This window comes from Agromyces larvae (assembly GCF_022811705.1).
In the GTDB taxonomy this organism is placed as follows: domain Bacteria; phylum Actinomycetota; class Actinomycetes; order Actinomycetales; family Microbacteriaceae; genus Agromyces; species Agromyces larvae.
This window is the reverse complement of the sequence record NZ_CP094528.1, coordinates 2,577,519-2,604,033: the sequence shown is the minus strand read 5'-3', so window position 1 is coordinate 2,604,033 and position 26,515 is coordinate 2,577,519. Positions and strand designations below refer to the sequence as shown.

The 26,515-nt window shown below is 72.5% G+C and carries 22 protein-coding genes and 1 pseudogene; 10 read left to right on the top strand and 13 right to left on the bottom strand.

What is annotated here, in order from left to right; all coding sequences use genetic code 11:
• Positions 1-17 precede the first annotated feature (17 nt).
• Together MTO99_RS12610 and MTO99_RS12605 are read left to right on the top strand one after the other, a co-directional pair.
• Entirely contained in the window at positions 18-1,463 is a 1,446-nt protein-coding gene (locus MTO99_RS12610; protein WP_243553993.1) for a mechanosensitive ion channel family protein, read from the top strand.
• 62 nt (positions 1,464-1,525) lie between these two features.
• Positions 1,526-2,923, top strand: coding sequence for a hypothetical protein (locus MTO99_RS12605; RefSeq protein WP_243553991.1), 1,398 nt, complete (start codon positions 1,526-1,528; stop codon positions 2,921-2,923).
• 40 nt (positions 2,924-2,963) lie between these two features.
• Here the strand turns inward: MTO99_RS12605 and purQ are convergent, their stop codons facing one another.
• The 3 genes and pseudogenes from purQ to MTO99_RS12590 form a co-directional block, all read right to left on the bottom strand.
• On the bottom strand, positions 2,964-3,662 hold the full coding sequence (purQ, locus tag MTO99_RS12600) for a phosphoribosylformylglycinamidine synthase subunit PurQ (protein ID WP_243553989.1): 699 nt from the start codon (positions 3,660-3,662) through the stop codon (positions 2,964-2,966).
• Positions 3,663-3,775: 113 nt separating this feature from the next.
• Positions 3,776-4,009: pseudogene (gene purS / locus MTO99_RS12595) on the bottom strand (phosphoribosylformylglycinamidine synthase subunit PurS); the annotation flags it as partial.
• Positions 4,010-4,247: 238 nt separating this feature from the next.
• A complete protein-coding gene (locus tag MTO99_RS12590; protein ID WP_243553987.1) occupies positions 4,248-5,813 on the bottom strand; it encodes an HNH endonuclease signature motif containing protein in 1,566 nt (521 codons plus the stop codon).
• A gap of 116 nt (positions 5,814-5,929) precedes the next feature.
• On the opposite strand from MTO99_RS12590, the gene MTO99_RS12585 reads away from it, so the two are divergent.
• Positions 5,930-6,445 (top strand): pyridoxamine 5'-phosphate oxidase family protein, encoded by a 516-nt coding sequence (locus MTO99_RS12585; protein WP_243553986.1) that lies wholly within the window; start codon positions 5,930-5,932, stop codon positions 6,443-6,445.
• Positions 6,446-6,517: 72 nt separating this feature from the next.
• Here MTO99_RS12585 and MTO99_RS12580 read toward each other — a convergent pair whose 3' ends face one another.
• The 4 genes from MTO99_RS12580 to kynA form a co-directional block, all read right to left on the bottom strand.
• Entirely contained in the window at positions 6,518-7,000 is a 483-nt protein-coding gene (locus MTO99_RS12580; RefSeq protein WP_243553985.1) for a hypothetical protein, read from the bottom strand.
• Positions 7,001-7,299: 299 nt separating this feature from the next.
• Positions 7,300-8,559, bottom strand: a complete 1,260-nt coding sequence (locus MTO99_RS12575; protein WP_243553984.1) for a kynureninase — start codon at positions 8,557-8,559, stop codon at positions 7,300-7,302.
• Positions 8,556-9,650 (bottom strand): amidohydrolase family protein, encoded by a 1,095-nt coding sequence (locus MTO99_RS12570; protein ID WP_243553983.1) that lies wholly within the window; start codon positions 9,648-9,650, stop codon positions 8,556-8,558. The genes MTO99_RS12575 and MTO99_RS12570 overlap by 4 nt, the downstream gene beginning before the upstream one ends.
• A gap of 4 nt (positions 9,651-9,654) precedes the next feature.
• Positions 9,655-10,536 carry a tryptophan 2,3-dioxygenase gene (kynA, locus tag MTO99_RS12565; RefSeq protein WP_256461013.1) on the bottom strand — a complete coding sequence of 294 codons (882 nt, stop codon included), beginning with the start codon at positions 10,534-10,536 and terminating at the stop codon, positions 9,655-9,657.
• A gap of 78 nt (positions 10,537-10,614) precedes the next feature.
• On the opposite strand from kynA, the gene MTO99_RS12560 reads away from it, so the two are divergent.
• Positions 10,615-11,253, top strand: coding sequence for a TetR/AcrR family transcriptional regulator (locus tag MTO99_RS12560; RefSeq protein ID WP_243553982.1), 639 nt, complete (start codon positions 10,615-10,617; stop codon positions 11,251-11,253).
• 87 nt (positions 11,254-11,340) lie between these two features.
• Here MTO99_RS12560 and MTO99_RS12555 read toward each other — a convergent pair whose 3' ends face one another.
• The 3 genes from MTO99_RS12555 to purD form a co-directional block, all read right to left on the bottom strand.
• Complete coding sequence (locus MTO99_RS12555; protein ID WP_243553981.1) at positions 11,341-12,237, bottom strand: VOC family protein; 897 nt, start codon at positions 12,235-12,237, stop codon at positions 11,341-11,343.
• Between the two features lie 69 nt (positions 12,238-12,306).
• Complete coding sequence (locus tag MTO99_RS12550; protein ID WP_243553980.1) at positions 12,307-13,245, bottom strand: phosphoribosylaminoimidazolesuccinocarboxamide synthase; 939 nt, start codon at positions 13,243-13,245, stop codon at positions 12,307-12,309.
• An 11-nt stretch (positions 13,246-13,256) separates the two neighbouring features.
• Entirely contained in the window at positions 13,257-14,594 is a 1,338-nt protein-coding gene (gene purD / locus MTO99_RS12545; protein WP_243553979.1) for a phosphoribosylamine--glycine ligase, read from the bottom strand.
• A gap of 909 nt (positions 14,595-15,503) precedes the next feature.
• Between purD and MTO99_RS12540 the strand changes: the two genes are divergently transcribed.
• Positions 15,504-15,881 carry a sterol carrier family protein gene (locus MTO99_RS12540; protein ID WP_243553978.1) on the top strand — a complete coding sequence of 126 codons (378 nt, stop codon included), beginning with the start codon at positions 15,504-15,506 and terminating at the stop codon, positions 15,879-15,881.
• A gap of 115 nt (positions 15,882-15,996) precedes the next feature.
• Here MTO99_RS12540 and MTO99_RS12535 read toward each other — a convergent pair whose 3' ends face one another.
• The 3 genes from MTO99_RS12535 to MTO99_RS12525 all read right to left on the bottom strand — a co-directional run bounded on the left by MTO99_RS12535 (position 15,997) and on the right by MTO99_RS12525 (position 19,192).
• Positions 15,997-16,911 (bottom strand): heme ABC transporter ATP-binding protein, encoded by a 915-nt coding sequence (locus MTO99_RS12535; protein ID WP_243553977.1) that lies wholly within the window; start codon positions 16,909-16,911, stop codon positions 15,997-15,999.
• Entirely contained in the window at positions 16,908-17,984 is a 1,077-nt protein-coding gene (locus MTO99_RS12530; RefSeq protein ID WP_435520826.1) for a FecCD family ABC transporter permease, read from the bottom strand. Before MTO99_RS12530 ends, MTO99_RS12535 begins: the two co-directional genes overlap by 4 nt.
• Positions 17,985-18,052: 68 nt before the next feature.
• Positions 18,053-19,192: a heme/hemin ABC transporter substrate-binding protein gene (locus MTO99_RS12525; protein WP_243553976.1), complete on the bottom strand. Its 1,140-nt coding sequence runs from the start codon at positions 19,190-19,192 to the stop codon at positions 18,053-18,055.
• 227 nt (positions 19,193-19,419) lie between these two features.
• Between MTO99_RS12525 and MTO99_RS12520 the strand changes: the two genes are divergently transcribed.
• The 5 genes from MTO99_RS12520 (at position 19,420) to MTO99_RS12500 (ending at position 26,417) form a co-directional block, all read left to right on the top strand.
• Complete coding sequence (locus MTO99_RS12520) at positions 19,420-22,752, top strand: HtaA domain-containing protein (protein ID WP_243553975.1); 3,333 nt, start codon at positions 19,420-19,422, stop codon at positions 22,750-22,752.
• 231 nt (positions 22,753-22,983) lie between these two features.
• Complete coding sequence (locus MTO99_RS12515; protein ID WP_243553974.1) at positions 22,984-23,415, top strand: hypothetical protein; 432 nt, start codon at positions 22,984-22,986, stop codon at positions 23,413-23,415.
• A 132-nt stretch (positions 23,416-23,547) separates the two neighbouring features.
• A complete protein-coding gene (locus MTO99_RS12510; protein WP_243553973.1) occupies positions 23,548-24,771 on the top strand; it encodes an MFS transporter in 1,224 nt (407 codons plus the stop codon).
• 611 nt (positions 24,772-25,382) lie between these two features.
• The gene (locus MTO99_RS12505) at positions 25,383-25,997 is read left to right on the top strand and encodes a hypothetical protein (protein WP_243553972.1); all 615 of its coding nucleotides are present in this window, start codon (positions 25,383-25,385) and stop codon (positions 25,995-25,997) included.
• 9 nt (positions 25,998-26,006) lie between these two features.
• Positions 26,007-26,417, top strand: coding sequence for a hypothetical protein (locus MTO99_RS12500; protein WP_243553971.1), 411 nt, complete (start codon positions 26,007-26,009; stop codon positions 26,415-26,417).
• Positions 26,418-26,515 lie beyond the last annotated feature (98 nt).

Genomic DNA, 26,515 nt, shown 5'->3' with positions numbered 1-26,515 from the left:
TTCGCAAGGCTGGGCGGATGTCCCCGACCTGGCAGTCCTGGCTCTCGTTCGCCGTCGCCGTCCTCGTGGTGGTCGCGGCCGTGCTCGTCGTCTCCGCACTGGTGTCGCTGATCGTGCGCGCGATCGCGCGCCGGCGCGAGTGGGCGGCGATCCTCATCGACCGCACGCGGTGGCCGTTCCGTGTGTTCCTGCTGGTCCTCGGCCTGTGGATCTCGGTGGGCGTGGCGTTCCCCGAGGACGAGTGGCGGCCGGCCGTCGACCACCTCTTCCTCATCGGGCTCATCGCAGCGGGAGCCTGGCTCGTCGCGCAGGGGTTCCTCTTCCTGACGGACCTCGGCATGCGCCGCTACCGCATCGACGTCGCCGACAACCGGCTCGCGCGGCGCTCGCGAACGCAATTGCAGATCATGCGCCGGCTCGTCGTCGTCGCGATCGTGGTGATCGCGATCGGGGTCATCCTGTTCACCTTCGACTCGGTGCGCGCGCTCGGCGCGTCGGTGCTCGCCTCGGCGGGGATCGTGTCGATCATCGCCGGCCTCGCCGCGCAATCGGTGCTCGGCAATCTGTTCGCGGGGGTGCAGCTCGCGTTCAGCGATGCCATCCGCGTCGACGACGTGGTCGTCGTCGAGGGCGAGTGGGGTCGCATCGAGGAGATCACGCTCAACTACGTGGTCGTCGGGCTGTGGGACGAGCGTCGGCTCGTGCTGCCGTGCACGTACTTCACGACGAAGCCGTTCCAGAACTGGACGCGCACGACCAGCCAGCTCCTCGGCTCCGTGGAGTTCGACCTCGACTGGCGGGTGTCGCCCGGCGCGATGCGCGAGCACCTCGACGCGATCCTCGCGCGCACCGACCTCTGGGACGGCCGGGCGAAGGTGCTGCAGGTCACCGATGCGGTCGGCGGGTTCGTGCGCGTGCGCGTCCTCGTGACCGCCGTCGATGCGCCCACGCTGTTCGATCTGCGGTGCTATGTCCGTGAGGAGCTGGTGCACTGGGTGCAGCGGTCGCAGCCCGACGCGGAACCGGCGCAGCGAGTGCTGGTGCGCGGCGGCGCGGGTGCCGGGGGCGCGGGGGCGGGCGCGGCGGAAGCGGGCGCTGCGGAAGCGGGCGTGGCGGACTCGGGCGAGGCGGGCGCGGGCGAGGCGGCTCGCGCGACCGGTGCGGGGCCGGGCCGAGCGGATGCCTCGGGCCGGCGCCGCCCGCAGGACGGCTCGTCGGAGGTCGACGCGGGCGGTGAGGAGCGCCACGGCGACGGCGACCGCTCCGGTCTGTTCACCGGCACGCCCGAGGCCGAGGAACGGGCGCAGCAGTTCACGCAGGCGGTGCCGATCGTGCGGCCGCCCGATGATGGCGGGCCGGCCGGCGGCGAGTCCGCCGGTGACGGGCCGGCCCGCGACGGGCTCGCCGGCGACAGGCCCGCCCGCGACGGGGTCGCCGGCGAGCGCGGCGACGATGGGCGGTGACCCCCGTTCTGGGACATGAGGATCCCTCGCGAGTGGACCGCCGCGATCGATAGACTCCGGCCGTGCACGCGTGGACTCGCGTCGCGTACGCGCTGGGGGTGGCGTGCGCATCGGTCGTCCTGGCGGGATGCGGAGCATCTCCCGACCGGGCGGCGATGTCCAGCGCGCCGGGTTCGCCGTCCGCCGAGCCGGAGCCGGCCTGGCTCACGTTCTCGACCGCCGACGGGCTCGCCTCGTGGCAGCTCCCCGCCGACTGGACCGTGCTGCCGCCAGGCCCCGATCCCGACGGCCAGGGCACGATGGCGTACGAGATCCTGAACGCCGACGGGGAGTCCCGGCTCTCGTACGCGCACAAGATATGGGGGATCGGCGGGCCGGGCTGCGACCCCTCCTCGATGCCGACCTACCCGTACGCGCGGCTCGACGAGACGGCGATGACGATCCCGCCCGACTCGCTCGGGGTCGCCCCGACCGTCGCATTCGAGACCCTCGACCAGGGCGATCACGTCGTCGCAGGGCTCGGCAGCACGGTCGCCCCGACCGCCGGCCGGGAGGCCTGCGACAACTCGATCGATCACCTCGTCTTCGAGCCCGGCGAGGTCGGCGCGGTCAGCTTCTCGGCGCACTTCGAGCACGCGTCGGTGCCGTCGTCGCTGGAGTTCGCGGACCTCGACGAGGCGCGCGCGTACCGGGAATCCGACGAGTACCGCACGATCGTGCGCATCATCTCGTCGCTGTCGTTCGACCCGATCGACCCGTCGGCGCCGGCCGCGACGGCGATGCCCGACGTCCCGACCGTGGAGAGCTCGCCGCTCGCCGGCGACTACGTCGTCGCAGCGCGGCCCGACGACTGCGGGACCTTCCCGCTGACCGGGCAGATCCTCACCGTGTCGGGCGCCGAGGCGAGCCTGACCACGCCGGGTCAGGTGCTGCACGGCACGCTCACCCGGATCAGCACGGTGTGGGAGGTGCACGTCGAGGCCGACGACGGCATGACGGTGGTCGTGCTCGACGGCAACGTCGTCGACGGCTCGTTCGTCGGCAGCGGCGCCTCGAGCGGCGTATTCGGGAGTGGAGACGTCGGCTGGTTCTGCGCGATCCGGTCGTTCACCGCGTCGCCTGCGGCGCCCGCGACCGGCCGACCTCCGACGGATGTTTCCTGCTCCGCTGACCAGCTCGGGGCGGTGCAGGCCCTGCTCGGCGCGGGCACCTCGATCGACCCGTCGGCGCAGTTCTGCGATCGCGACTGGATGGTGCTGGGCGTCATCGGGAGTTCGGGCGACGAGCACACGACGCGATTGCATCTGGTCGCGGGATCATGGGCCGTGGCCGCCTGGGAGGACGCCTGCGCGTTCGAGTTCTTCGACCTCGCCGATCCGTCGCTGGGTCCGCAGATGACCGACCCGTACCACGGTCCGTTGCCGCAGGCGCTCGTGCCGCCGGGATGCTTCTCGAACTGAGTCGGTGAGGGACTGCCGGTGGCGGATGTTGCGGGCGGCGCTACGCCTCGACGAGCGCGCGCTTGACGACGCTCGTGAAGAAGGTGAGTCCGTCGACGCCCGAGCGCATCGCAGCGGCCGTGTCGGGGCCGAAGCCCGGTTCGACGGCGTGCTCGGGGTGCGGCATGAGGCCCACCACGTTGCCACGGGCGTTCGTGATGCCGGCGATGTCGCGCAGCGACCCGTTCGGGTTCACATCGACGTAGCGGAACACCACTCGGCCTTCGCCCTCGAGCCGGTCGAGCGTGTCCTCCGAGGCGATGAACCCGCCCTCGCCGTTCTTCAGCGGGATGGTGATCTGCTGGTCGGTTTCGAACCCGCTCGTCCATGCGGTGTCGGCGTTCTCGACGCGCAGCACCTGGTCGCGGCAGACGAACGAGCCGTGGTCGTTGCGGATCAGCCCGCCCTCGAGCAGGTGCGCCTCGACGAGCATCTGGAAGCCGTTGCAGATGCCGAGCACCGGCATGCCGGCGTTCGCAGCGTCGACGACTTCGGTCATGATCGGGCTGAGCGAGGCGATGGCACCGCAGCGGAGGTAGTCGCCGTAGCTGAACCCGCCGGGCAGGATCAGTGCATCGACGCCCTCGAGGTCGTGCGAACCGTGCCACAGCGCGACGGGCTCGGCGCCGGCGAGGCGCACCGCGCGCTGCGCGTCGCGGTCGTCGAGGGAACCCGGGAAGGTGACGACGCCGACGCGCATCAGTGGGTCTCTCCGGCAGGGGCGCCGAAGCCCTCGGACAGTGCGCCGTCGCGGTCGGAGGCCGATGCGTCGATCGCCTGCTCGGCGAGCTCGGCGTTCGACTGCTCGTAGTGGATCGCCACCACGTCTTCGATCACCGAGTTGGACAGCACCTGCTCGGCGAGCTGCTGCACCTCGGCCTTGAGCGCGTCGTCGACCGGGCCGTCGACGGTCAGCTCGAACCGCTTGCCGATGCGCACCCCCGAGAACGCGGTGTGGCCGGTGCGGCTCAGGGCGCCGGCGACGGCCTTCCCCTGGGGGTCCAGCAGTTCGGCCTTGGGCATCACGTCGACGACGATGGTGGGCACCTGGAGATCTCCGTCCGGTGTCGGGAGTGTGGGGATGCCTCGATTGTAGCGGGCGCACATCGGAGACTCCGGGGCGGTGCCGTGGGCGTGGGCGTGGGCCGGAAGGGGGCGTGCGCGTGGCGTGCGCGTGGCGTGCGCGTGGCGTGCACGTCAGCCGGAAGCGTGGTCGGCAAGGTGCGTGCTCGCGCGCGCGGTCGCGCCGCCGCTGCGGTCGCGCGGGTCGAGATGTCGGCTGCGCTCAGAACGGCGGCGGATCGGACTGGTCCGGTGAGCCGGCGCGCGCCGGGGGCCCACCGGGCGGGGAGCCGGGATGCAACCGCGGCTGGGCCGCGCCGTGCGGCCCGTCGTCAGGCCCACTGGGCGGAACACCGTGCGGAACACTGTGCGGACGACCGCTCGACCCTCGCTCGATGCTGACGGCGGGCACGGTGGTGTGTCGGCGGCCCGACGGGGATCGCCACTCGAGTGCGCCGTCGCCGATCGCCCGCACCGACCACGACGACTCGTGCTTGAGATGGTGATGCGCCGAGCAGAGGTGGGCGAGGTTGTCGTGCGCGGTGCGGCCGCCGTCGACCCAGGCAACGGTGTGATCGAGATCGCAGCCGCGCGCCGACCGGTTGCAGCCGGGGAATCGGCAGGTCTCATCGCGCAACCGCACCCAGGTGGCGAGCTCTGCCGGTGGACGATACGACCGCCGATCGACGTCGAGCACCGCGCCGGTGACCGGGTGGGTCAGGATGCGCGTGAACGACGGGGCGTGCGTCGCGAGCCGACGGGCGGTGTCGGCGTCGATCGGCCCGTACCCGTCGAGCGTCGCCGGTTCGTCGCGCGCGCCGAGCAGTGTGAGCACGGGCACCGTCACGGCGACCGTCGGCGCGATCGACCGGCCCGTGACGCCACCGTCGGTGCGGCCATCGATCAACAGGTCGCGGAACGCGTCGGCACGCCGCTGGTCGAGTGTGCGAGAGGTGTCGGAACCTCGTGGACCGGCGACGATCGAAGGCGCGGTGGCACCGGCGCTCCGGGTACCCGAGGCGACCGCATCGACCGACGAGCTGCGCTCGGGCGAGCCGCTGCCGGCCTCGACTGAGGCGACCCGGCTCGGGTCGCATGCCGCCGCGAACCGGGTGAGTCGGTCGTGGATGAGCAGCGCCTCGGTGGCAGGCAGGAACGCGTGCAACCACGCCATGCCGTCGCGCGCGGGCTCGAGTTCGATGCGCCGCTCGGCGAGCGCCGCCCGATGCCGATCGTGCAGCGTCTCGGCCGTGAGTTGTTCGCGCAGGCGCCGGGCCCGTCGTCGCAGCGTCGCCGCCGTCATGGTGCCGGCCAGCGCCGAGATCTCGTGGTCGAACCGTGCGAGCGCCTCGGGGGCGAGGCCGTCGCTCTGATCGATCGCGACTCGCGCGTGAGCGAGGCTGAACTCGCCGCGGCGCATGCCCTCGAAGGTCTCGGGCAGTCGCTCGGCCAGCGCCCAGCCCTCGTCGGCGAGCCGGGCGACGGTCTGCTCGGGCAGATGCATCGCCGTGGCGAGCTCGGCGATGATCGAGCGGCGGGCGATCTCGCGCCGTCGGGTCGACGACAGGCGCGGAGACGTGAACGCGACCTCGGCTCGCGCGGCGACCTCGATCGCCAGCCGGATCAGGTCGAGCTGCATCGCCTGATGCATCGCCTCGACGCGCGCCGCATGCACCACGGTGTCGACGAGCGCGCCGAGCGAGTCTTGCGCGATCGCGTACGGCGATCGCTCGTCTGGCGTTGCCGGCACAGCGCTGTCGGGCCTGGTGAGGAGCGCTGCCGTCGACATGCCCTCAGCCTACCGAGATTCGAAGATATGTTCGAGACTTCTCCACAGGGTGTTGGAGCGCCCGGCTGGATCCGGCAGGGTGGCGTGATCCGACCGCGCGAGAGGAACGACGAGCGATGCCCACTACGAACCCATGGCTGAACGGACCGTCACCCGACGGGGTCGCGCCGCGCGACCTGCTCGAGGACCGCATCTTGAACCTGCTCTCGACGCAGAACATGGCCGTCGTCGCAACGGTCGCGCGCGATGGATCTCCGGCGGCGACACCGGTGCGGTTCTCGAGCCTCGGATTCGAGATCATGTACTCGAGCTGGAACGCGTCGCCGAAGTCGCGCAACCTGCGCCGGGATCCGCGAGTGTCGGCGGGCATCTTCGCGCCGCTCGTCGGACAGGCGAGCAGCCGCGGCGCCCAGCTCTTCGGCACCGCACGCACGCTCGAGCACGACGATCCCGACGCGCGGCCGTACTGGGAGGCGTTCCGCTGGCAGTCCGATCACGTCGAACGAGGTCGGCGACTCGACCAACCCCCGACCGACCCGCTCACGATCATCACCCCGCAGCGCATCGTCTACACCGAGCACTGGTTGCGCAAGCACGGATACCGCCCCAGGCAGATCTGGCGCGCGGAGTAGATACGCGCTGAGCGGGCCGCGCTGCGCAGCGTGCGAGGCACCGACACGCGAGGACGCGAACGTGCGCCTGCCTCAGCGGCGCGAGATCCCCCGGATGATGAGCACGACGCCCGCGAGCGCCGCGGCGCCGACCGCGATGACGAGCGCCGGGTTCTCGCGATACTTCGCCTTGACGTAGCCCACGCCGTCCTCGGCGAGTTCGCGCCCGCGCTCGGTGAGCGTCTCGGCCTGCTCCTGCACGGACTCGAGGAGGTCGGCGCCGGCGTCGCGCGCCTGCGAGGCCGCCGACTTCAGGTTGTCCGAGGCATCCGAGGCCGCATCCCTGGCCGCGTCGATCGTCCCCTCGACGGTTTCGCGTGCGCCTCCGGCAGCATCCGCGGCCTGGTCGGCGACATGCTTCGCGGCATCCGCGGTCGTGTCGGCGGCGTGCGCCACCGCGCCGCTCGCGGCGCTCGCGGCGTCCGCGACCTGCCCTGCCGCGGCTTCGGCGGCGTCCTTCGCGGCGCCCGCCACGCCGGCCACCGCGTCGTCGCCTCGCTTCGCTGCATCCGTCATGGTGCCTCCTGTCGGCTGAGTGGAGGCCATCGTAGGCACGCATCCAGCCGGGCCGCCCGGAAGCGGCGCGGGGTTGATCGCCGTGGACGGGGGTGCTAGCGGGGTGGGGTGGAGGTGGCGGGGGCCGGGTATCGCGGGCGGGCAGCGGAGGGTCTCGATACGGTCGCTGCGCTCGCCACTCGACCAGCGCGACCAGCGGGACCAGCGGCGGCCAGCGGCGGCCAGCGGCGGCCAGCGGGCCTCGGCGGCGGCCAGCGCGCGCCACCGGGCACCAGCGGCCAGCGGAACCAGCCGCCGTCCTACCCCAGGCCCGCCCGCTCGGCGATCACCTCGCGCAGGCATTCGCGCGTGGCATCCAGGCCGCGGTGCACCTCCTCGAAGCTCGTCGAGAGGGGCGCCAGGCCGATGCGCAGCCCGCCGGGGTCGCGATAGTCGGGGATCACGTCGCGCTGCCAGAGTCGGGCGGTCACCTCGCGCATCGCGTCGTGGTGGAGCGTCACGTGCCCACCGCGCTCGGCGGGGTCGATCGGCGAGGCGAGCGTCACTCCGAGCGGCGCGAGCCAGGCGTCGGCCAGTTCGATCGCGAACGTCGTGAGCGCGACCGACTTCGCGCGCACCGCGGTGATGCCGGCTTCCTCGATCATCGCGAGCGTCTCGTCCATCGGCAGCATCGCGAGGATCGGCGACGTGCCCGACAGGAACCGGCGGATGCCGGGCACCGGCTCGTACCGCGGCCCCATCGCGAACTGGTCGGCCGCCCCGAACCAGCCCTGGATCGGCTGCGCGAGCGCACGCTGCAGGTCGTCGCGCACGTAGGCGAATGCGGGCGACCCGGGTCCGCCGTTCAGGTACTTGTAGGTGCAGCCGACCGCGAGGTCGAACTCCCAGGCGTCGGCACGCACGGGCACCGATCCGGCTGAGTGGCAGAGATCCCACAGGATGAGCGCACCCGCTTCGTGGGCGATGCGGGTCAGCTCGGCGGCATCCGCCAGGTACGCCGAACGGTAGGCGACGTGCGAGACGACGACGAGCGCGGTCTGTCGGCCCACCGCGGCGCGCAACTGGGCGGGGGTGACCCCGCGTGCGGTGTCGACGTCGATCCACCGCACCGTGAGGCCGCGCTCGCGCGCGATGCCCTCGAGCACGTATCGGTCGGTCGGGAAGTTGTCGGTGTCGATCACGATCTCGCGACGTTCGGGATGCCGCGCCACCTGTGCGTCGACGGCCGCTCGTGCGAGCTTGTACAGCAGCACCGTGGTGGAGTCGCCGATCACGGTCTGCCCGGCCTTCGCCTCGATCACGGCGCGGCCGATGCGGTCGCCGATCTCGAGCGGCAGCTGCAGCCACGACTCGTCCCAGCCGCGGATGAGCCGGCCGCCCCAGTCGTGCTCCATGAACCGTTGCATCCGCTCGATCGCGGCGATCGGCGGCCGCCCGAGCGAGTTGCCGTCGAAGTAGACGAGCGGGCTGTCGGTGCCGTGGAACCGCTTGCGATAGTGCGCGAGCCCGTCGGCGCGGTCCATGCGACGGGCGTAGGCCAGGTGCGGATCGAGGGTCATGCGGTCACGTCTCGGTCGAGGGGAGCAGAGGAGGCGGAGATGGGGTCGGATGCTCCGCCGACGGCGATGGCGACGCCGACGGCGATGGCGGAGGCGTCGAGCTCTTCGGCGGGCACCACCCGCGCCGTCGCCAGCCACGCCGGCACCTCGTCGAGCGAGGCGGGCGGCGGCCCGGGTACGAAGGTCGCCACGCCCTCGACGGCGCCGACGCGCGGCCACGGGTCGATGAGGGCGGCGATCAGATCGGATGCCTCGAGGCCGGCCCGCACGAGCGCGGCGAGCTCGTCGGGGTTCACGCCGATGGGCTGTTCGCCGTTGCCGAGATCGGTGCCGTAGAGCACGTCGCCGCCGGCGGCGCGGAACCGCGCGAGGTTGTCGACGGCTCGCGTGAAGTCGGGCGTCGTCTCGCCGTACCCCTGCACGAACAGCGTCGAGATCCAGCGTTGGCCCTGCGCGACGGCCCGGGCGATGAGCTCGTCGTCGACGTGCTCGGTGAACGGGGTGTGCGCCATCGCATCGGCTCCGGCCTCGATCGCGAGCCGCGACATCCCGGCGCCTTCGACGTGCGCGACGACCGGCATGCCGTGCGCGCGCGCCGCGCGCACGATCGCCGCGAGCGTCGCCGGGTCGAGCACGGGCCCGGCGTCCGCGTTCAGCACGACCTTCACCACGGATGCCCCGAACGAATGCAGTTCCGAGATCGCCGTCTCGGCGGGCGAGGGCAGCGCCGAGCGCGACCCGTCGACGGGTTCGATCTCGCGCACCGACCCGGCGGCGGCCCACGGCCGGTCGAGCGGGTACCCGCCGCGGGCCGTGAGGAACGGTCCGGCGAAGTCGACCCGGGGCATCCCGCGGTCGCGCAGCGGATCGACCAGCGCGAGCGGCGCGCCGAGGTCGACCACGGCCGAGACGCCCCCTTCGACGAGTCGCGCCAAGCCGTCGGCGGGACTCGAGCCGGCCAGCATGAGGTGCACGTGGTGGTCGACGAGCGGCGGCAGCGCCGTGCCGACCTCGCCCGGGTGGTCGCCGTTCAGCGAGCGCCGCGCGGGGCGGGCGAACGGGCCGAGTGCGATCGGGGCGGGACGTGGCATCCGATCACTCCGGAAGCTCGGTGCGGACGGCGAACAGTTCGGGGAAGAAGGTGAGCTCGAGCGCGCGCTTCAGGAACGGCGACCCGCTCGACCCGCCGGTGCCGCGCTTGGAGCCGATGATGCGCTCGACCGTCTTCAGGTGCCGGAACCGCCAGAGCTGCACGTCGTCCTCGAGGTCGACGAGCTCTTCGCAGGTCTCGTACGCGGCCCAGTGCTCGTCGGTGTGCGCGTAGATCTCGGCGAAGACGGGCACCAGATCGGCGCGGAAGGTCCACGCCGTCGTCACGTCGCGGTCGAGGATGTCGGCCGGGATCGGGTACCCGGCGCGCGCCAGCAGCCGCAGGAACTCGTCGTACAGGCTCGGCCGTTCGAGCGCCTCGCGCACGATCGCCTGCGCCGCGGGGTCGGCGTCGAACACCTGCAGCATCTTCGCGTTCTTGTTGCCGAGCACGAACTCGACCGCGCGGTACTGGTACGACTGGAACCCGCTCGCGTTGCCGAGCACGCCGCGGAACTGCGCGTACTCGGCGGGGGTCAGCGTCGCGAGCACCGACCACTGCTCGGTGAGGGTCTTCAGGATGTGCTTGACGCGCGCCAGGCATTTCAGCGCGGGCGCGAGCTCATCGTCGGCGAGGTGGTCGCACGCCGCGCGCAGCTCGTGCAGCAGCAGCTTCAGCCACAGCTCGGTGGTCTGGTGCTGGATGATGAACAGCAGCTCGTCGTGGTGCTCGGGGTCGGAGATCGGCCGCTGCGCGGCCAGCAGCGTGTCGAGGTCGAGGTACCCGCCATAGCTCATGCGGTCGCGGAAGTCGGTGACGACGGATGCCTCGATGGGGCGCGTGTTGTCGGCGACGGGAGCGTCGGCGCCTGGTGAGTCGGTGACCACACCGCAAGCCTACGCGGCGCATGAAACGGAGACCTAAGGCCCTCCGTTTCACGGTCGCCGAGGCGGTACGCTCGGAGAGTGAGCTCAGCAACATCCAACCGCCGCGACGCGCGGCGGAACCACGCTCGCCTCATCGAAGAGGCCAAGCGACTCTTCACCGAGCGCGGTATCGATGCCCCCCTCGACGAGCTCGCCGCCCGGGCCGGCGTCGGCGCCGGCACCGTGTACCGGCACTTCGCCAACCGCGATGCGCTCATCCGCGAGCTCTACGACAGTGCGATCGCGATGTTCCACGACCTCGGACCCGAGATCGTGGACGCACCGACCGGCTGGGAGGCGATCGAACTGTTCCTCGAGCGTCTCGGCGCCTGGGTCGCCGACACGCCGTACCTGCCGGCGCTCATGCGACGGGTCGCCGAGCTCGACCCCGACTACCGCCCGGGGCTCGAATTCGAGTCGATCATCGACGGCATCATCGAACGGGCGATCGCCGAGGGGTCGTTGCGCCCCGACGTCACCTCGGTCGACCTGAACATCCTCACGAACATGCTCGGCTCGCTCGGGCAATTCGGCGGTGCGACCCTGTCGTACCAGCCGCGCCAGCTGCGCATCATCCTCGACGGGCTGCGCGCGCGACCGGGCCTCGCGCCGCTGCCCGGAGCCGTGCCCGACTTCGGCGAGTTCCACGACGCCGCGCATCGGCGCGACCTGCCGTAGACGTTCCGCGGGCCGCGGTCGCACCCGCTGGCGCGGCCGTGCCGGCGGGCGCGGTCGCACCCGCTGGCGCGGCCGTGCCGACGGGGTTCACGCCGAGGCTGCGCGCACCTCGACCAGGTTCGCCCACGGGTCGTCGAACGCGAGCGTGCGACCGTCGTCGCGGGTCGCGACCTCGTAGTGCCGCATCCGCTCGCCGAGCGCGCCCAGGTCGTCCGCGGTGGGCACGACGATCTCGACCTTGCCGAGGCCGAGCGCGAGCTGCCGGCGCCCCGCTCCCCGGCTGTTCCAGGTGTTCATCGCCATGTGGTGGTGGTAGCCGCCCGCCGACACGAACAGCGCCTGCCCACCGAGCTCGGCCGTCGTCTCGAAGCCGAGCCGGCGCACGTAGAACTCGCGCGCGCTCGCCACGTCGCCGACCGACAGATGCACATGCCCGACCACCGCGGAACCCAGTCGGTCGCCGCTGGTCGCGGCATCCGCACCGGCCTCGCCGAGATGCTCGGCCAGGTAGCCGTTCGGATCGAGGAAGATCGTCGCCATCTCGATCTGGCCGTGCACCCAGCTCCAGGTCGACCGATCCCGGTCGAAGTACAGCTCGACGCCGTTGCCCTCGGGATCGGTGAAGTAGAACGCCTCGCTGACCAGGTGGTCGGCGCTGCCGGTGAACGTGCCCGGGTAGCGGCTCGCCACCGAGAGGATGGCGGTCGCGAGCGCCTGCCGCGTGTCGAACAGGATGGCGGTGTGGAACAGGCCCGCCTCTCGCGGTGCCGCGTGGCGCAGCTCGGGGGCGTGCTCGAGGATCACGATCGGCGTCGTGCCGCGCCCGAGCACGGCGGTCGGTCCGTCGTGGCGCAGCAGGTCGAGGGTGACGCCGTCGCGGTAGTAGCGGATCATGGCGTCGAGGTCGGCGACCCGCAGGGTCACCGCGCCCATACCGGTGTCCGCGGCGAGCAGATCGCGCTCGGTCGGCTGGTTAGTTGTCATCACAACCATTATCAACGGATGCCACGGCCGGGCTATTCCGCGAGCTCCACCGTCGCGCTCAGGCCGCGCTCAGGCCGCGCCGAGCCGCTCGAGCAGCTCCCGATAGCGCGCGGCCGTCTGCTCGACGATCTCGTGCGGCAGGGTCGGCGGATGCCCCGTGGCATCCCGGTCCCAGTTCGCCGCCAGCCAGTTGCGCACGATCTGCTTGTCGAAGCTCGCCATGCGCAGCTCGGGCTCGGTCTCGGTGCGGTACGCCTCGAGATCCCAGTAGCGGCTCGAATCGCTGGTGAGCACCTCGTCGGCGAGCGTCACGATGCCGGTGTCGCGGTCGGCGCCGAACTCGAACTTCGTGTCGGCCAGGATGAGGCCGCGCGCCTCGGCGACCGTCTGCGCGCGGGTGAAGACGTCGAGCGAGAGCTCGCGGAGCTGCGCCGCCACCGTCTCCCCGACGAGCTCGACCGTGCGCTCGTACGAGATGTTCTCGTCGTGCTCGCCGAGTGGCGCCTTCCACGCGGGCGTGTAGATCGGCTCGGGCAGCCGATCGCCGTTCCGCAGGCCGGCGGGCAGCTCGAGGCCGCCGATCGCACCCGTCTCGACGTACTCGGCGTAGCCGCTGCCGGTGAGCGAGCCGCGCACCACGCACTCGATCGGGAACATGTCGAGCGTGCGGCACAGCGTCGCCCGGTCGGCGAGGTCGGCCGGCACCGGCGGAAGGTCCGAGAAACGGTCGTCGAGCGGGTACGCGAGGTGATTCGGCACGTCGGGCAGCTGCTCGAACCACCAGCGGGTCAGCTGCGTCAGCATCGCGCCCTTGCCCGGGATCGCCGGCTCGAGCACGTGATCGAACGCGCTCACCCGGTCGCTCGCGACCACGAGCACGACCGGCGAGCGGTGCAGCGGGTCGCCCGTCCAGGTGTCGTCGTCGTCGAGCACCGCGGTCGGCACGTAGAGGTCGCGCACCTTGCCCGAGTAGACGTGGGTCCAACCGGTGGGAGCGGTGTCGGTCATCTCGCGTCCTCTCAGTTCGCGACGCGCGCCGCGATATCGGTGCGGAACTGCCCGCCCTCGAGCCGGATGCGCCCCAGCGCGTCGTACGCACGGGCACGCGCATCGGCGAAGTCGGCGCCGGCCGCGACGACGCTGAGGACTCGCCCGCCGGTCGCGACGAGGGGCGGAGCATCCGGACCGTGCGCGTCGCCGTCGGCGACCGCCGTCGCCGCGTGCGCGATGTGGACGCCCGCGACCTGCTCAGCCTCCGCGAGGCCGGTGATCGGGCGACCCGTGATCGGCGCCTCGGGGTACCCCTCGCTCGCGAGCACCACCGTGATCGCCGCATCGGCCGAGAACTCGGGTCGGGGCAGCGTACCGAGCTCGCCGCGCGCCGCCGCCAGCAGCAGCTGCGAGAGCGGGGTGATCAGGCGCGGCAGCACGACCTGGGTCTCGGGGTCGCCGAAGCGCGCATTGAACTCGATCACCCGGATGCCCTTCGGCGTCAGGATGAGGCCCGCGTACAGCAGGCCGATGAACGGCGTGCCCTCGGACTCGAGCTGCGCGATCGTGGGCTTCGCGATCGTCGCGAGCACCTCGTCGACGAACGCCTCCTCGCTGCCGAACGTGCCGCCGCGCCCGTCGGGATGCTCGGCCAGCCACGGCAGCGGCGAGTACGCGCCCATGCCGCCCGTGTTCGGGCCGGCGTCGCCGTCGAGCAGCCGCTTGAAGTCCTGAGCGGGCGAGAGCGGCAGCACGTCGTCGCCGTCGCTGATGAAGAACAGCGACACCTCCTGCCCCTCGAGGAACTCCTCGATGAGCACCGACCCCTGCTGCAGATAGTGGGTGGTGTGCGCGAGAGCCGCATCGCGGTCGGACGTCACGAGCACGCCCTTGCCCGCGGCGAGCCCGTCGGCCTTCACCACGTACGGGGCGCCGAACTCGTCGAGCGCGCGCTCGGCCTCGGCGAGGGTGCCGGCCCGGGTGGCGCGGCCGGTGGGCACGCCCGCGGCATCCATCACCCGCTTCGCGAAGGCCTTCGAACCCTCGAGCTGCGCCGCCTGCTTGCCCGGACCGAACACCGGGATGCCGCGCGTGCGCAGCGGCTCGGCGACGCCCGCGACGAGCGGCGCCTCGGGGCCGACGACGACCAGGTCGACGTTGTTGTCGACCGCGTAGTCGGCGACCACGACGCCGTCGGTCGGGTCGAGCTTGATGGTCGTCACCGAGCCGCGCTCGGGCGAGACGGCGGATGCCGCGATGCCCGCATTGCCGGGCGCGGCGATGATCTCGTGGCCGGCGCCCTCATCGAGGAGCCGCAGGATGATGGCATGCTCGCGCGCACCGGAGCCGAGGACGAGGATTCGCACCGGACAAGGGTACCCGAGCGCGCTGGCGCGCCCCGGGGAGTGCGCGGGTCGGCCGGCGCATGCGTTGCCGCTGCGCCACTTCGGCGGCGTCTGCGCCAGGCGGGGTGGCGCGGTGGTCGTGCAGGTGGCGCAGAGCGGGAGGTGGGCGCGGGTTCCGCCGGCTCGGGTTCTGCAGGTGCGCCCCCGGCTGGTGCCACGGGCTCGCCGGCCCTGCCGACGCATCCCCTGCGCCGTGGCACAGGCTCGCCGGTGCTGCCGGCGCATCCCCTGCCGCTGCGCCACTTCGGCACCCTGTGCGCCAGCCGGGGTGGCGCGGTGGTCGTGGAGGTGGCGCAGAGCGGGAGGTGGGCGCGGGCGGGCGAGGGTTCTGCCGGCTCGGGTTCCCCCGGCTGGTGCCACGGGCTCGCCGGTGCTGTCGACGCATCCCCTGCGCCGTGCCACTGGTGCGCCGGCCCTGCCGGCGCATGCGTTGCCGCTGCGCCACTTCGGCGGGGTCTGCGCCAGGAGGGGTGGCGCAGTGGTCGTGCAGGTGGCGCAGAGCGGGAGGTGGGCGTCGGCGGGCGCGGGTTCTGCCGGCACGACCGGCCGTGCCTGCGCGCCCCGGCTGGTGCCACGGGCTCGCCGGGGCTGCCGGCGCATCCCCTGCCGCTGCGCCACTTCGGCGCTCTCTGCGCCAGCCGGGGTGGCGCAGAGGGCGTGCAGGTGGCGCAGAGCGGGAGGCCGGCGCGGTGGAGGTGGGCGCGGGCGGGCGCGGGCGGGCGGGCGTGGGCGGAGGTGGGCGCGGGCGGGCGTGCGTGGGCGCGGGCGGGCGCGGGCGTGGACGGGGGCCGACCCGAGGGCGGCGGAGAGCGGGGGACCGGATCGCGAGTGGGCACCCGGGTCGGGGCAGAGAAGTGCGAGCATGAGGGCATGGCACGGGCGAGGATCGGGGACATCGAGGGCCGCGACGCGGTCGCCGCATGGCGGGCGGGCGAGGCATCCGGGTCGTCGGTCGAGCGGGCGACGCTCGCGCTCGCCGTGCGGTACACGTTGCAGGTGCTCGCCGAGGTGCATCCCGGCGGCAGCGTCGAGGTGCGGGTGCCGCCGTTCGGCGCGGTGCAGTGCGTCGAGGGGCCCCGGCACACGCGCGGCACACCGCCGAACGTGATCGAGACGGATGCCGCGACCTGGCTGTCGCTCGCGACCGGCGCGTTCGCGTGGGACGAGGCCCGCGCGACCGGCCGGGTGCACGCCTCGGGTCAGCGCGCCGACCTCACGGGGCGGGTACCGGTGATCGACCTGCGCTGAGCGCGCGCCGGTCGGGCGTCCCATGCCCGGATCGTCGAGTGCGCTGGGTCACGAGGGTCTCGACACGGGTCGTCGCGTCGCGTCGGCGCTCGTCGAGCAGCGGAGGGCGGACGCCTCAGCGCACCGGCAGCACGAGCGGCGCGCCGGTGCGGGGATGCGGCACCACGTCGACCGGTTGCCCGTAGACCTGCTCGATGCGGTCGGCGGTGAGCACCTCGACCGGGGTTCCGGTCGCCGCGACCCGGCCGCCGGCGAGCAGCGTGAGGCGGTCGGCGTAGGCGGCGGCCAGGTTCAGGTCGTGCAGCACGACGACGACGGTGTCGCCGGCCTGAGCGCGGGCGCGGGCGAGGCGCAGCACATCCTCCTGGTGCTTCAGGTCGAGCGCCGCGGTCGGCTCGTCGAGCAGCAGGACGGGTGCGCGCTGGGCGAGGACGCGAGCGAGCGCGGCGCGGGCCCGCTCGCCGCCCGACAGCGACGGCACGCGACGGTCGGCGAGATGGGTGACATCCGTCTGGAGCATCGAGTCCGCGATCGCGACGGGATCGTCGGATGCCTCGGGCGAACGCGCCCACGGCCGCCGGCCCATCTCGACGACCTGGGCGACCGTGAACGGGAAGAACACGTCGTGCTGCTGCGTGAGCACGGCACGGGCGCGCGCGAGCTCGCGCAGCGGCCAGTCGGCGAGCGAGCGCTCGTGCAGGGTCGCCGTTCCGACGGTCGCCCGACGGTCGCCGGCGAGCACGCCGAGCAGGGTCGACTTGCCGGCTCCGTTCGGCCCGATCAGAGCGTGCAGCTCGCCCGCGTGCGCGGCGAAGTCGACGCCGTGCAGCAGGGTCGCGCCGTCGATGCTCACCCCGAGGCCGGAGGCGGCGAGCACGGGCGCGGCGAGCACGGGCGCGGCCGGTGTGGGCGCGGCAGGCGCGGGCGCGGCAGGCGCGGGCGCGGCCGGCGTGGGCGCGGCAGGCGCAGCTACGGGCGCATCGGCGAGCAGCACCGCGCGCTCGCGTGCATCCGTGGCATCCGTGGTCATGCCCAGCCTCCCGCCCGCTTGCGGGTGCGGCGCAGCAGCCAGAAGAAGAACGGGCCGCCGACCAGCGAGGTGAGCATGCCGATCGGCAGGTCGGCCATCGGCACCGCGGTGCGCGCGACGAGGTCGGCGGCGAGCAGCAGCACGGCACCGCCGAGCACGCTCGTGATCAGCAGCGGCCGGTGGGCCGGGCCGATCACCATGCGCATCAGATGGGGGACGATCAGCCCCACGAACGAGATGATGCCGGCGAATGCGACCGCCGCGCAGACGAGCACCGCGACCACGACGATGGAGACCACCCGCACGAGTTCGACGTTCACACCGAGGTGACGCGCGCCGCGCTCGCCGAGCGAGAACAGGTCGAGCGTGCGAGCGAGCACGAGCGCCGCGACCACGCCGACCGCGATGAGCGGCAGCACCACCCACACCTGCGTCCAGCGCGAGCCGTTCAGCGAGCCGAGTTGCCAGAACACGATCTGCTCGCGCGACGCGGTGTCGCCGAGGAAGGTGAGGAACGCGAGGGCGCCGCCGGCGAACGCGTTGACCGCGATGCCGGTCAGCACGAGCGTGACGACCTCGGTCTTGCCGCCCGCGCGACTGGTCAGGTAGACGACGAGCGTCGTCGCGAGGCCGGCGACGAACGCCGCCACCGGGATCGTCCACTCGCCGAGCGCCGCCCAGCCGAGCACGATCGCCGCGGCCGCGCCGAGCGCCGCACCGCTCGAGACGCCGACCACGCCGGGCTCGGCGAGCGGGTTCGCGAACACCGCCTGCATGAGGGTGCCCGCGGCCGCGAGTGCGGCGCCGATCAGGATCGCCATCGCGATGCGCGGGAACCGGATGGTCCACAGCGCCGCGTCGGCGTTCGGCATCGCCTCGGTGGGCGCGGGCAGGCCCATGCCGCGGAGGATCGCGTTCCAGACTTCGCCGGGCGGGATCTGCAACTGTCCGGCGCAGGCGGCGACGAGGGCGAGGGCGACGAGGGCGACCGCGAGCCCGGTGATCAGCCAGGCCCGGCGGGCGACGGATGCTTCGGAGCGACGGACGGGCGACTCGGGGTCGGGCGCGGGCAGGACGGGGTTCGGGGGTCTGCCGGCGTCCGCCGGAGCGGCGGGCTCGGTTCGCACGTCATGCCCGAGGCTCACTCGGATGCCTCGCCGATCATGCCCGACTGGGCCGGTGCGTAGACGGCACGGGCGAGAGCTTCGAGCACGTCGGCGGTGCGGGGTCCGAAGCTGAGGACCTGCGTGTCGTCCATGTCGACGAATCGGCGGTGCTGCCCGGCGGGCGTGCTCGCCAGCGCGGGCACGGCCTCGAGCAGTCCGTCGATGCCGCCGACCGACTCGAGGCCCTTCGTCATGAGCAGCACGACGTCGGGTTCGGCCTGCACGAGGGCTTCGGCGGTGACCGGGCGCATGCCCTGCCAGCCGATCTCGCCGGCGACGTCGATGCCGCCGAGGGCGGTGATGAGCGAATCCGCGCCCGACTCCTCGCCGAACAGGTAGTAGACCCCGGCGCTGCCGCGCACGTACAGGAAGATCATGCGGGGGCGCTCGGCCGGGTCATCCGGTGCGAGCTCGTCGATCTCGCCGGTGACCTGCGCGATCTCGTCGTGGACGCGGTCGTTCAGCCGTTCGCCCTGCTCGGGCACCCCGAGTGCGGTCGCAACCTGGTCGATCACGGTGTCGATCGTGTCGAGGTTGCGCTCGGACTCGGTGATGACGACCGGGATGCCGGCGTCGCGCAGCTGCTCGATGACGGCCGACGGCCCGAGCGTGGTGTCGGTGATGACGACGCTCGGGTCGAGCGCGAGGATCGGTTCGGCCGCGAGGGTGTGGCCGCTCTGCGTCACGACGGGCAGGTCGGATGCCTCGGGGAACCCCGTCGACGCGTCGCGGCCGACGACCCGGTCGCCGAGTCCGAGACCGAACACGGTCGCCGCGAGCGCGCCCGACACGTCGAGCGCGAGGATGCGGGAGGCGTCGGTGACGGTGACCTCGCGGCCGTCGGCGTCGGTGAGGGTCACGGGCAGATCGGGCGTCGGTTCGTCGAGGGCGATCACCCGCGCGTCGGCGAGGCACGCGGTCGAGGGGCCGGTCGCTTCGCGCGGGTGCGTGTCGGCGGCGAGGTCGGCGAGCGGGACATCGGATGCCACGCACTGCTGTGCTGCGCCCGAGCCGGCCGATTCCCCTCCTGGCGCGGCAGGCGCGCAGCCGACGAGCAGGGCGACGACCAGCGCGGAGGCGGTGGCCGCGGTCAGCCGGTGCAGGTGTCGGGTCATGGGGTGGGTCCGGAATCAGGTGCGGGAGCGGGGCGGATGCGACATCCGCGCAGGATCGAATGAGGTAAGCCTAACCTCATATTTGACAGGAGAGGATGCCCCGCCGTAGCGTGGGCGGCAGCACTGAGCTAAGGCTAACCTTACCGCCTGCTCGAGGCCTCCCCCCTCGCCCGCCCGTCCCGATCGGGCGAGCACACGCCTGCTCGAACCCGCTGGAGAACCGAGTCGTGAAGACACCGTCCGTCCTGAATCCGCGCCCCTCCGGGCGCCTCACCGCGGGCGGCATGCGTCGCCTGCTCGCCGGCCTCGTCGCCGCGGCGCTCGCCGCGGGCGGCGGCTTCATCGCCGCCGCTCCCGCCGCCGCCGACACGACCGGGCCCGCGGTCGTCGTCACCGACGCGCCCCGCGAGGGCGGCACGGTGACCGTGACCGGCACCGGCTTCGCAGCGGACGCCACCGGCGTATACGTCGGCATCGGCCCGGCGTCGGCCGCGAGCTTCTACACCGCCGGCATCGGCGAGGCGGACACCGTGTGGGTCGCCACCGGGCTGGAGGCCTCGGCGACGCGGGCTCCGATGGCGGAGGACGGGTCGTTCACCGTGCAGCTCACCGTGCCGCCGGCGGAATCGGGCGACCTGGCGGTCTTCACGTCGAAGGCGCACGGCCGCGGCTTCGCCGACCCGTCGCAGAACACGACGACCTCGGTGGTCTACGCGGCCGAGGAGCCCGGTACGGGCGAACCCGGCGACGGCGACCCCGGCGAGGGCGACCCCGGCGAGGGCGACCCGGGCGAGGGCGAACCGGCACCGACGGCGCCGGTCCTGACGCTCTCGAAGTCGACCGATCTCGCCGCCGAGGGCGAGACGGTCACGGTCACGGGGCGCAACTACAACCCGAATCAGCCGATCTACGTGGCGCTGTGCACCGACATCCCGCTCGAACAGCTCTCGTTCGCGTTCATCTCCGCCGGGTGCACCGCGGGCGCCAAGCAGGTGACCGCGAACCCGACCACGCCGACGCAGGTGAAGTTCGAGGCCGACGGCTCGTTCACGACCGAGTTCCAGGTCACCTCGAAGGGCGAGTCGACCGCGGTCTACACGCTGGCCAACCACACCGCGCCCGCCGACCGCACCCAGGACGCGAAGGTCACCGTCACGTTCGCCAAGCCCAAGCCCACGCTCACCCTCTCGAAGTCGACCGACCTCGCCGAGGGCGAGACGGTCACGGTCACGGGGCGCAACTACAACCCGGCGCAGTCGATGTACCTGACGCTGTGCTCGGACGTCCCGCTGGAGCAGGTGTCGTTCGCGTTCATCTCGGCAGGCTGCACGGCGGGCGCGAAGCTGATCTCGCCGAACCCGACCCGCCCGACCCAGGTGAAGCTCGAGGCGGACGGCTCGTTCACGACCGAACTGTCGATCACGTCGAAGGGCGAGACGACCGCGGTCTACACGATCGCCGACCACACCGCGCAAGCCGACCGCACCCAGGACGCGAAGGTCACCGTCACGTTCGCAGCGGACGAGACCGACCCCGGCACGGATCCGGGCACCGACCCCGGCGCACCCGCCCCGAAGCTCGTCGTCTCGCCGTCGGCGAAGGTCGACGCGACGACCGCGAACGTGTTCACGATCACCGGCACCGGGTACACCGGCCCCGGCGCGCAGCTCGGAGCGTACGTGCTCCTCGGCGAAGCATCCGTCTGGGATGGATCCGGCCCCCTGCCGGGCGACGGCTGGATCGCCCAGGCCTGGGTGACCCCCGCGCAGATCCACGACGGTGCGTTCTCGACGACCATCAGCGTGCCCGCCGGACGCCTCGCCCCGGCGACGTCCTACGTCGTCGCGAGCTCGGCCGCGCACGCGCTGTCGGCCACCGACCGCTCGCTCGACGCGTTCGCTTCGATCACGACGGCCCCGGCCGGCACCACGACGCCGACCGACCCGGGCACCACGCCGACCACGCCGCCGGTCGTCAACCCGCCCGTGACCCGCAGCGGGTCGCTCACCTGGGGCGTGCACTCGGGCTTCGCCGACTACATCGTGGGCCAGATCGCCCACGGCACCATCTCGGTGCAGGGCGGCGCGACCGCGGCAGGCGGCGTGTTCCGCTTCGGCCAGGCCGGCGGCACGTTCAGCCCGATCACCGGGCTCGGCTCCGCCGACTACGCCGGCACCGTGCGGTTCACCGGGCACGGCGGAGCACTCGACGTGTCGCTGTCGAACCCGACCCTGCGCGTCACGAGCGCCGCGTCGGGCGTGCTCGAAGTGACCGCGAACGGTTCCCGCGTCGACTTCGCGACGGTCGACCTCGGCCGCGCCGCGCGCTCGACGGTCGACGGGGCGACGGTCTTCACCGGCGCGCCCGTCACGCTCACCGCCGCCGGCGCGTCCGTGTTCGCCGGCTACTACGGTGCCGGCGAACGACTCGACCCGATCACCGCCGTGATCGGCACCCCCGGCGCGGCGCCCGCGGGCAGCACCGGCACCGTGGCATCCGCACCGGCGGCCGCGGCGCAGACCGGGCGCGACATCCCCGCGACCCCGCCCGCGACGAGCGGCATCGAACTCGACGCGCCCACCTACGCGAAGCTCATCGGCGGCGAGGTCGTCACGATCTCGGTCGGCGGCTTCGAACCGGGCGAAACCGGCATCGCGGTCGTCGTGTACTCGACGCCGACCGTGCTCGCCCGCGACCTCGCGGCCGACGCCGACGGCGTGGCCACGTGGACCGGTTCGCTGCCCGCCTCACTCGAGGCGGGGCAGCACACGCTGACCTTCCAGGGCTCAGTCGCGCGCGGCATCGTGATCACCGTGCCGCAGAAGCAGGCGGCAGGGGTGTGCCGGGTGGATGCCGCGACCCTCGTGTGGGGCTTCAAGCAGAGCTTCCTCGCGTACGTCGAGGGCGGCATCGCGAACGGCGGGTGGCAGACGTCGGGCGCCGTCACCGAGCAGGGGGCCGTGTTCTCCTGGACGGGCGGCAACGGCGACCTCCGGCCCGCATCCGGCGGCGGCATCGGAACCGGCGTGATCGGCTTCGACGGCGCGGTCGAGTTCACCGGCCACGACGGCGCGCTCGACACGACGATCGCGAACCCGCGGATCGAGCTGTCGGCCGACGGCGCCTACCTGCTGCTCGACGTCACCGGCACCACGCAGGCCGGCGAGCCGGTCGACGTCACGGGGGTGCGGTTCGCCGAGCTCGATCTCGGCGCGGCCGAGATCGCATCGACGGATGCCTCGCTGCAGGCGTCGTCCGTGCCCGCGACCCTGACCGAGGAGGGAACCGCCGCATTCGGCACCTACCCCGCCGGTGAGGAACTCGACCCCGTGTCGTTCACGGTGCCGCTTACGGCCGGATGCGGCGAGATCGCGGCCACGCCCGAGGCGACCGCCGAGGCGGAGCCCGTGACGGGCGGCGGCGACAGCGCCGCCGCGGAGGCGGTCGTCGAGCCCGCCGACGGCACCTGGGTGTGGTGGGCCGGCGGGGCGCTGCTGATCGTGGCCGTGGGGGCGGTCGCGTTCGTGCTGATCCGCCGTCGTACCGTGCGGGCCGAGTAGCCCGGCACGCCCACCGCGCGACAGGGGCCCTCCGGCTGCAACGGCCGGCGGGCCCCTGTCGTGTCCCGGGTGCCGGTCGTGTCGCGGGTGCCGGTCGTGCCCCGGGTGCCGGTCGTGCCCCGGGTGCCGGCGCGTGCGGTGGGTGCTGTCGCGTGCGGTGGGTGTCGGCGCGGGCAGCTGGGTGCGGTCGCGGGCGGCGGGTGCGGTCGTGTTCGGTGGGAGAATGGACGGGTGAGCGACGAGCAGCCGAACGATTCGAGCCGGCCGACCGACCCCGAGGCGGCTGAGGCCCAGACGACCGAGGCCCAGGCGGCCGAGGTCGCGGGGCTCGAGGTCGAAGCGCTCGACGCCGACAGGCCCGAGGTCGTCGCGGTCGAGACCGAGGTGACCGACGAGACCGTCGAGGTGCGCCGGGCTCCGCGGTACGGCGCGTTCCTGCTCGCGGGCGGCGTCCTCGGCGCGATCGTCGCGTTGATCCTCACGTTCGCGTTCCCCGAGAACGACCAGTTCGACCGCGGACAGGTGTTCGGATTCCTGCTGCTCGCACTCGGCGTGATCGGCGTCGGCGTCGGCGCGCTCGCAGCACTGGTCGTCGACCGCTCGCTCTCCCGTCGCAGCGGCCGCGCCATCGTCGAGCACGAAGCGACGCACCGCATCGACTGAGCGCGCTGGGCTCGTGCCCTCCAATCCCGCCGCTGCGCCACTTCGGCGCCTTCCGCGCCACCTCGGCTGGCGCAGTCGGCGCCGAACTGGTGCAGCGCCGCGCCGGAGCGGGTGAGCATGCGACCATGGCTCGTGCCCTCTCGGAGTGAGCGTCCCGAGTTCCGGCCCGGCGGCGTGCGCGACGTCGCGGGCGGCATCCTCGCGCTGTCGATCGCGACGTTCCTCGCCATCACCACCGAGCTGCTGCCGGTCGGGCTGCTGCCGCTCATCGGCGACGAACTCGGGGTGTCCGAGGGCGTCACCGGGCTCCTCGTCACGGTGTACGCGTTCATGGTGGCCGCCCTCGCGCTGCCGCTCACCCTGCTCACCGCGCGCGTGCCCCGCAAAGCACTGCTGCTCGCGACCCTCGTCGCCTACGCGGTGAGCAACGCGCTCGGCGCGATCGCACCCGACTTCGCACTGCTCGCCGTCGCACGGGCGATCGGCGGGCTCGCGCACGCGCTGTTCTTCTCGGTGAGCATCGGCTACGGGGCCCGCCTCGTGCGGCCCGAGTTCACCGGGCGCGCGCTCGCCCTCGTGACGGCAGGCGCATCGGCGGGGTTCGTGCTCGGCGTCCCGCTCTCCACCGCGCTCGGCACCGCCGCAGGGTGGCGGGCGTCGTTCTGGATGCTCGCCGCCGGATGCGCGCTCACCGTGCTCGTGGTCGCTGCCCTGCTGCCGCCGGTGCCGGGCGGCGGTCTGTCGCACGGCGGGATCGGCCGGGCGTCGCGGCGCACCCGCCTCGGCATCGTCGTCGGCGTGAACACCGTCGTCTACCTCGGCCAGTACACCGTGTACACCTACATCGCGGTGCTGTTGCTGGCATCGGGGCTGCCGCTGCCCGCGCTCGGTCCGGCGCTCCTCGGCCTCGGCGCCCTCGGGCTGCTCGGCATCTGGTTCGCCGCGGCCACGCTCGACCGCCGGCCGCGAGCCGCCACGATCCTCGCCTTGGTCGCCATCGTGGCTGCGCTGGCCGTGCTCGGCTGGGCGTTCCCGGCCCTCGCCGGAGTGCTCGTCTCCGCCGCCGTCTGGAGCGCCGCGTTCGGCGGCATGGCGTCGATGATGCAGACGGCAGCGATCCGCACGGGCGGCGCGAGCCCCGACATCGTCGGAGCGCTCGTGAACGCCAGCGCGAACATCGGCATCGGGGTCGGCGCCGCGCTCGGAGCCGGCGTGCTCGCGTGGCCGGGGCTCGAGTGGCTGCCGTTCGCAGGCGCCGTCCTCGTGCTCGTCGGCACGATCGCGGTGCTCGTCGCGCGCGGCGCGTTCCCCGCACGCGCCCCCGGCGCGCCGTCGACCGACCAGCCCGCGCCGTAGCCCGCCCACGAGGCATCCGTCTCACCATCGCCGGTGCGCCACCTCGCCGTCTTCCGCGCCACTTCGGGTGGGGCGGACGGCGCCGAAGTGGCGAAGAGCGGGCGCGCGCCGCTCTCATCGCCCTTGCCACGACCGCGCGTTCCGGGGCGATGGCAGCAGCTTGATCACCTCGCACCCGTTGACGCATCCGATTGCCCTCGTCCTGACCGAAATCGCCGACAGTTCCGTGATGTGTCGCGCGACAGGCGCTTGCCCCTATACGCCCCAGTGTGGTTGGTTGGAGCGATCCCTCGTTTGGGGGTCATTCGATATCGATGGAGCTATGAATGACCTGGAGACGAAACTTCACGATCGCTGCGATCGCGGCGGTGCTCACCACGAGCACGATGTCGGCAGCCGCTGCCCAACCAACCAACCAACCAACTGATCGAGTGATCGCAGCCCTCCAGGCGCAAGGTCTCGTGTCGTCGCAAGATCAAGTCCGGACGCCTTCGTCGGAGAGCACCGAGCCATCCGCTGCCGCCGTCCGTCCTGGAACCGGTTTGAGCTTGGGAGCCGTATCAATCCGACCGGTCAGCAACACCCCTGGTAGGCAAGTGTCTCAACAGGTGGTGGTCTACGACGCCGACGAGAGCTATGGCTTCGCAATGACCAGCAAGGGAGAACATGCAACCGCGAATGCCGGCTTTGCGGTCGTACTCGACGGGAAAGCGCCGACCGAGTATTCCTACACTGTGACCGTCGACGGTGGCCCTGCGATTCTGAGCCTTGACGAGACCGGGCGTGTCACGGTTAAGAACGCCGACGGATCGGTCGCAAACGTCATCGGAGCTGCGTGGGCCGTCGATGACGCTGGGAATCAAGTACCCACCCGCTACGAGGTCGACGGAAGCACCTTGACTCAGCACGTCAACCACGCCGGCGCCCAGTACCCGGTGGTCGCCGACCCTGCCCTCGAATGCGATGGTGTGTTCTGCACCATCATGTACACCCGGTCTGAGACGAAGACGATTGCCTCATCGTTGACGACGGCCGCCACCCTGCTCGCGGCCGGCTGCACCGCACTTGGCGGCGCCATCGCCGGGGTGGTCTGCGGGGTGGGCGCCTCATACGCAGTGGACCAGGCAAACGCCGCACTGAACGCCGGGAAATGCGTCGGCCTCCGCGCGCTCATCTACGTTCCGATATCGACGACGCATATCGTCCATGAACCCTGCCGCAGCTAAGGAGGGGCGATGTCGACTCTTGACGAACTCTCGCGTCCGATCGTGCCTGAGATCGGCGCCCCACTCTCTACGCTGACGGGCCTCCTCGCCGTCGCTACCGCCGTCGCGGCGTTCTCGCAAGGCTGGGAGTTTGCCGCGGCGCTTCCGGTGCTGATGCTCGTGCTGGTCCTCGTGCTCGTGTTGGCACTGCCCGCGTGGAACCGTCGAGAGCGTGCCAAGCACGGCCCAACAAACCGAAGAGTCGCCGCCGCGATCGTTGCGGTTGCAGTGATTGTGCCGTTGGTGGCGTTGGTGGTCGCAGCGATCGAGCCGCAACTGCAGTGGTTGCTCTACGTGGCCCTGGTCGTGAACATCGGCCTCACGATCGGGTCGGTGATCGCAGCAGTACGCGGATCAGAGAACAGATCGACGGAAACATGATCGATTCGGATTCGAGTTCATCGTGAGGTGGGGCCGGCCAAGGCGAGCAATTCTCGGGTCGGCCCCATATCTGCACGCAATCGGCCGTTCACCGCAGC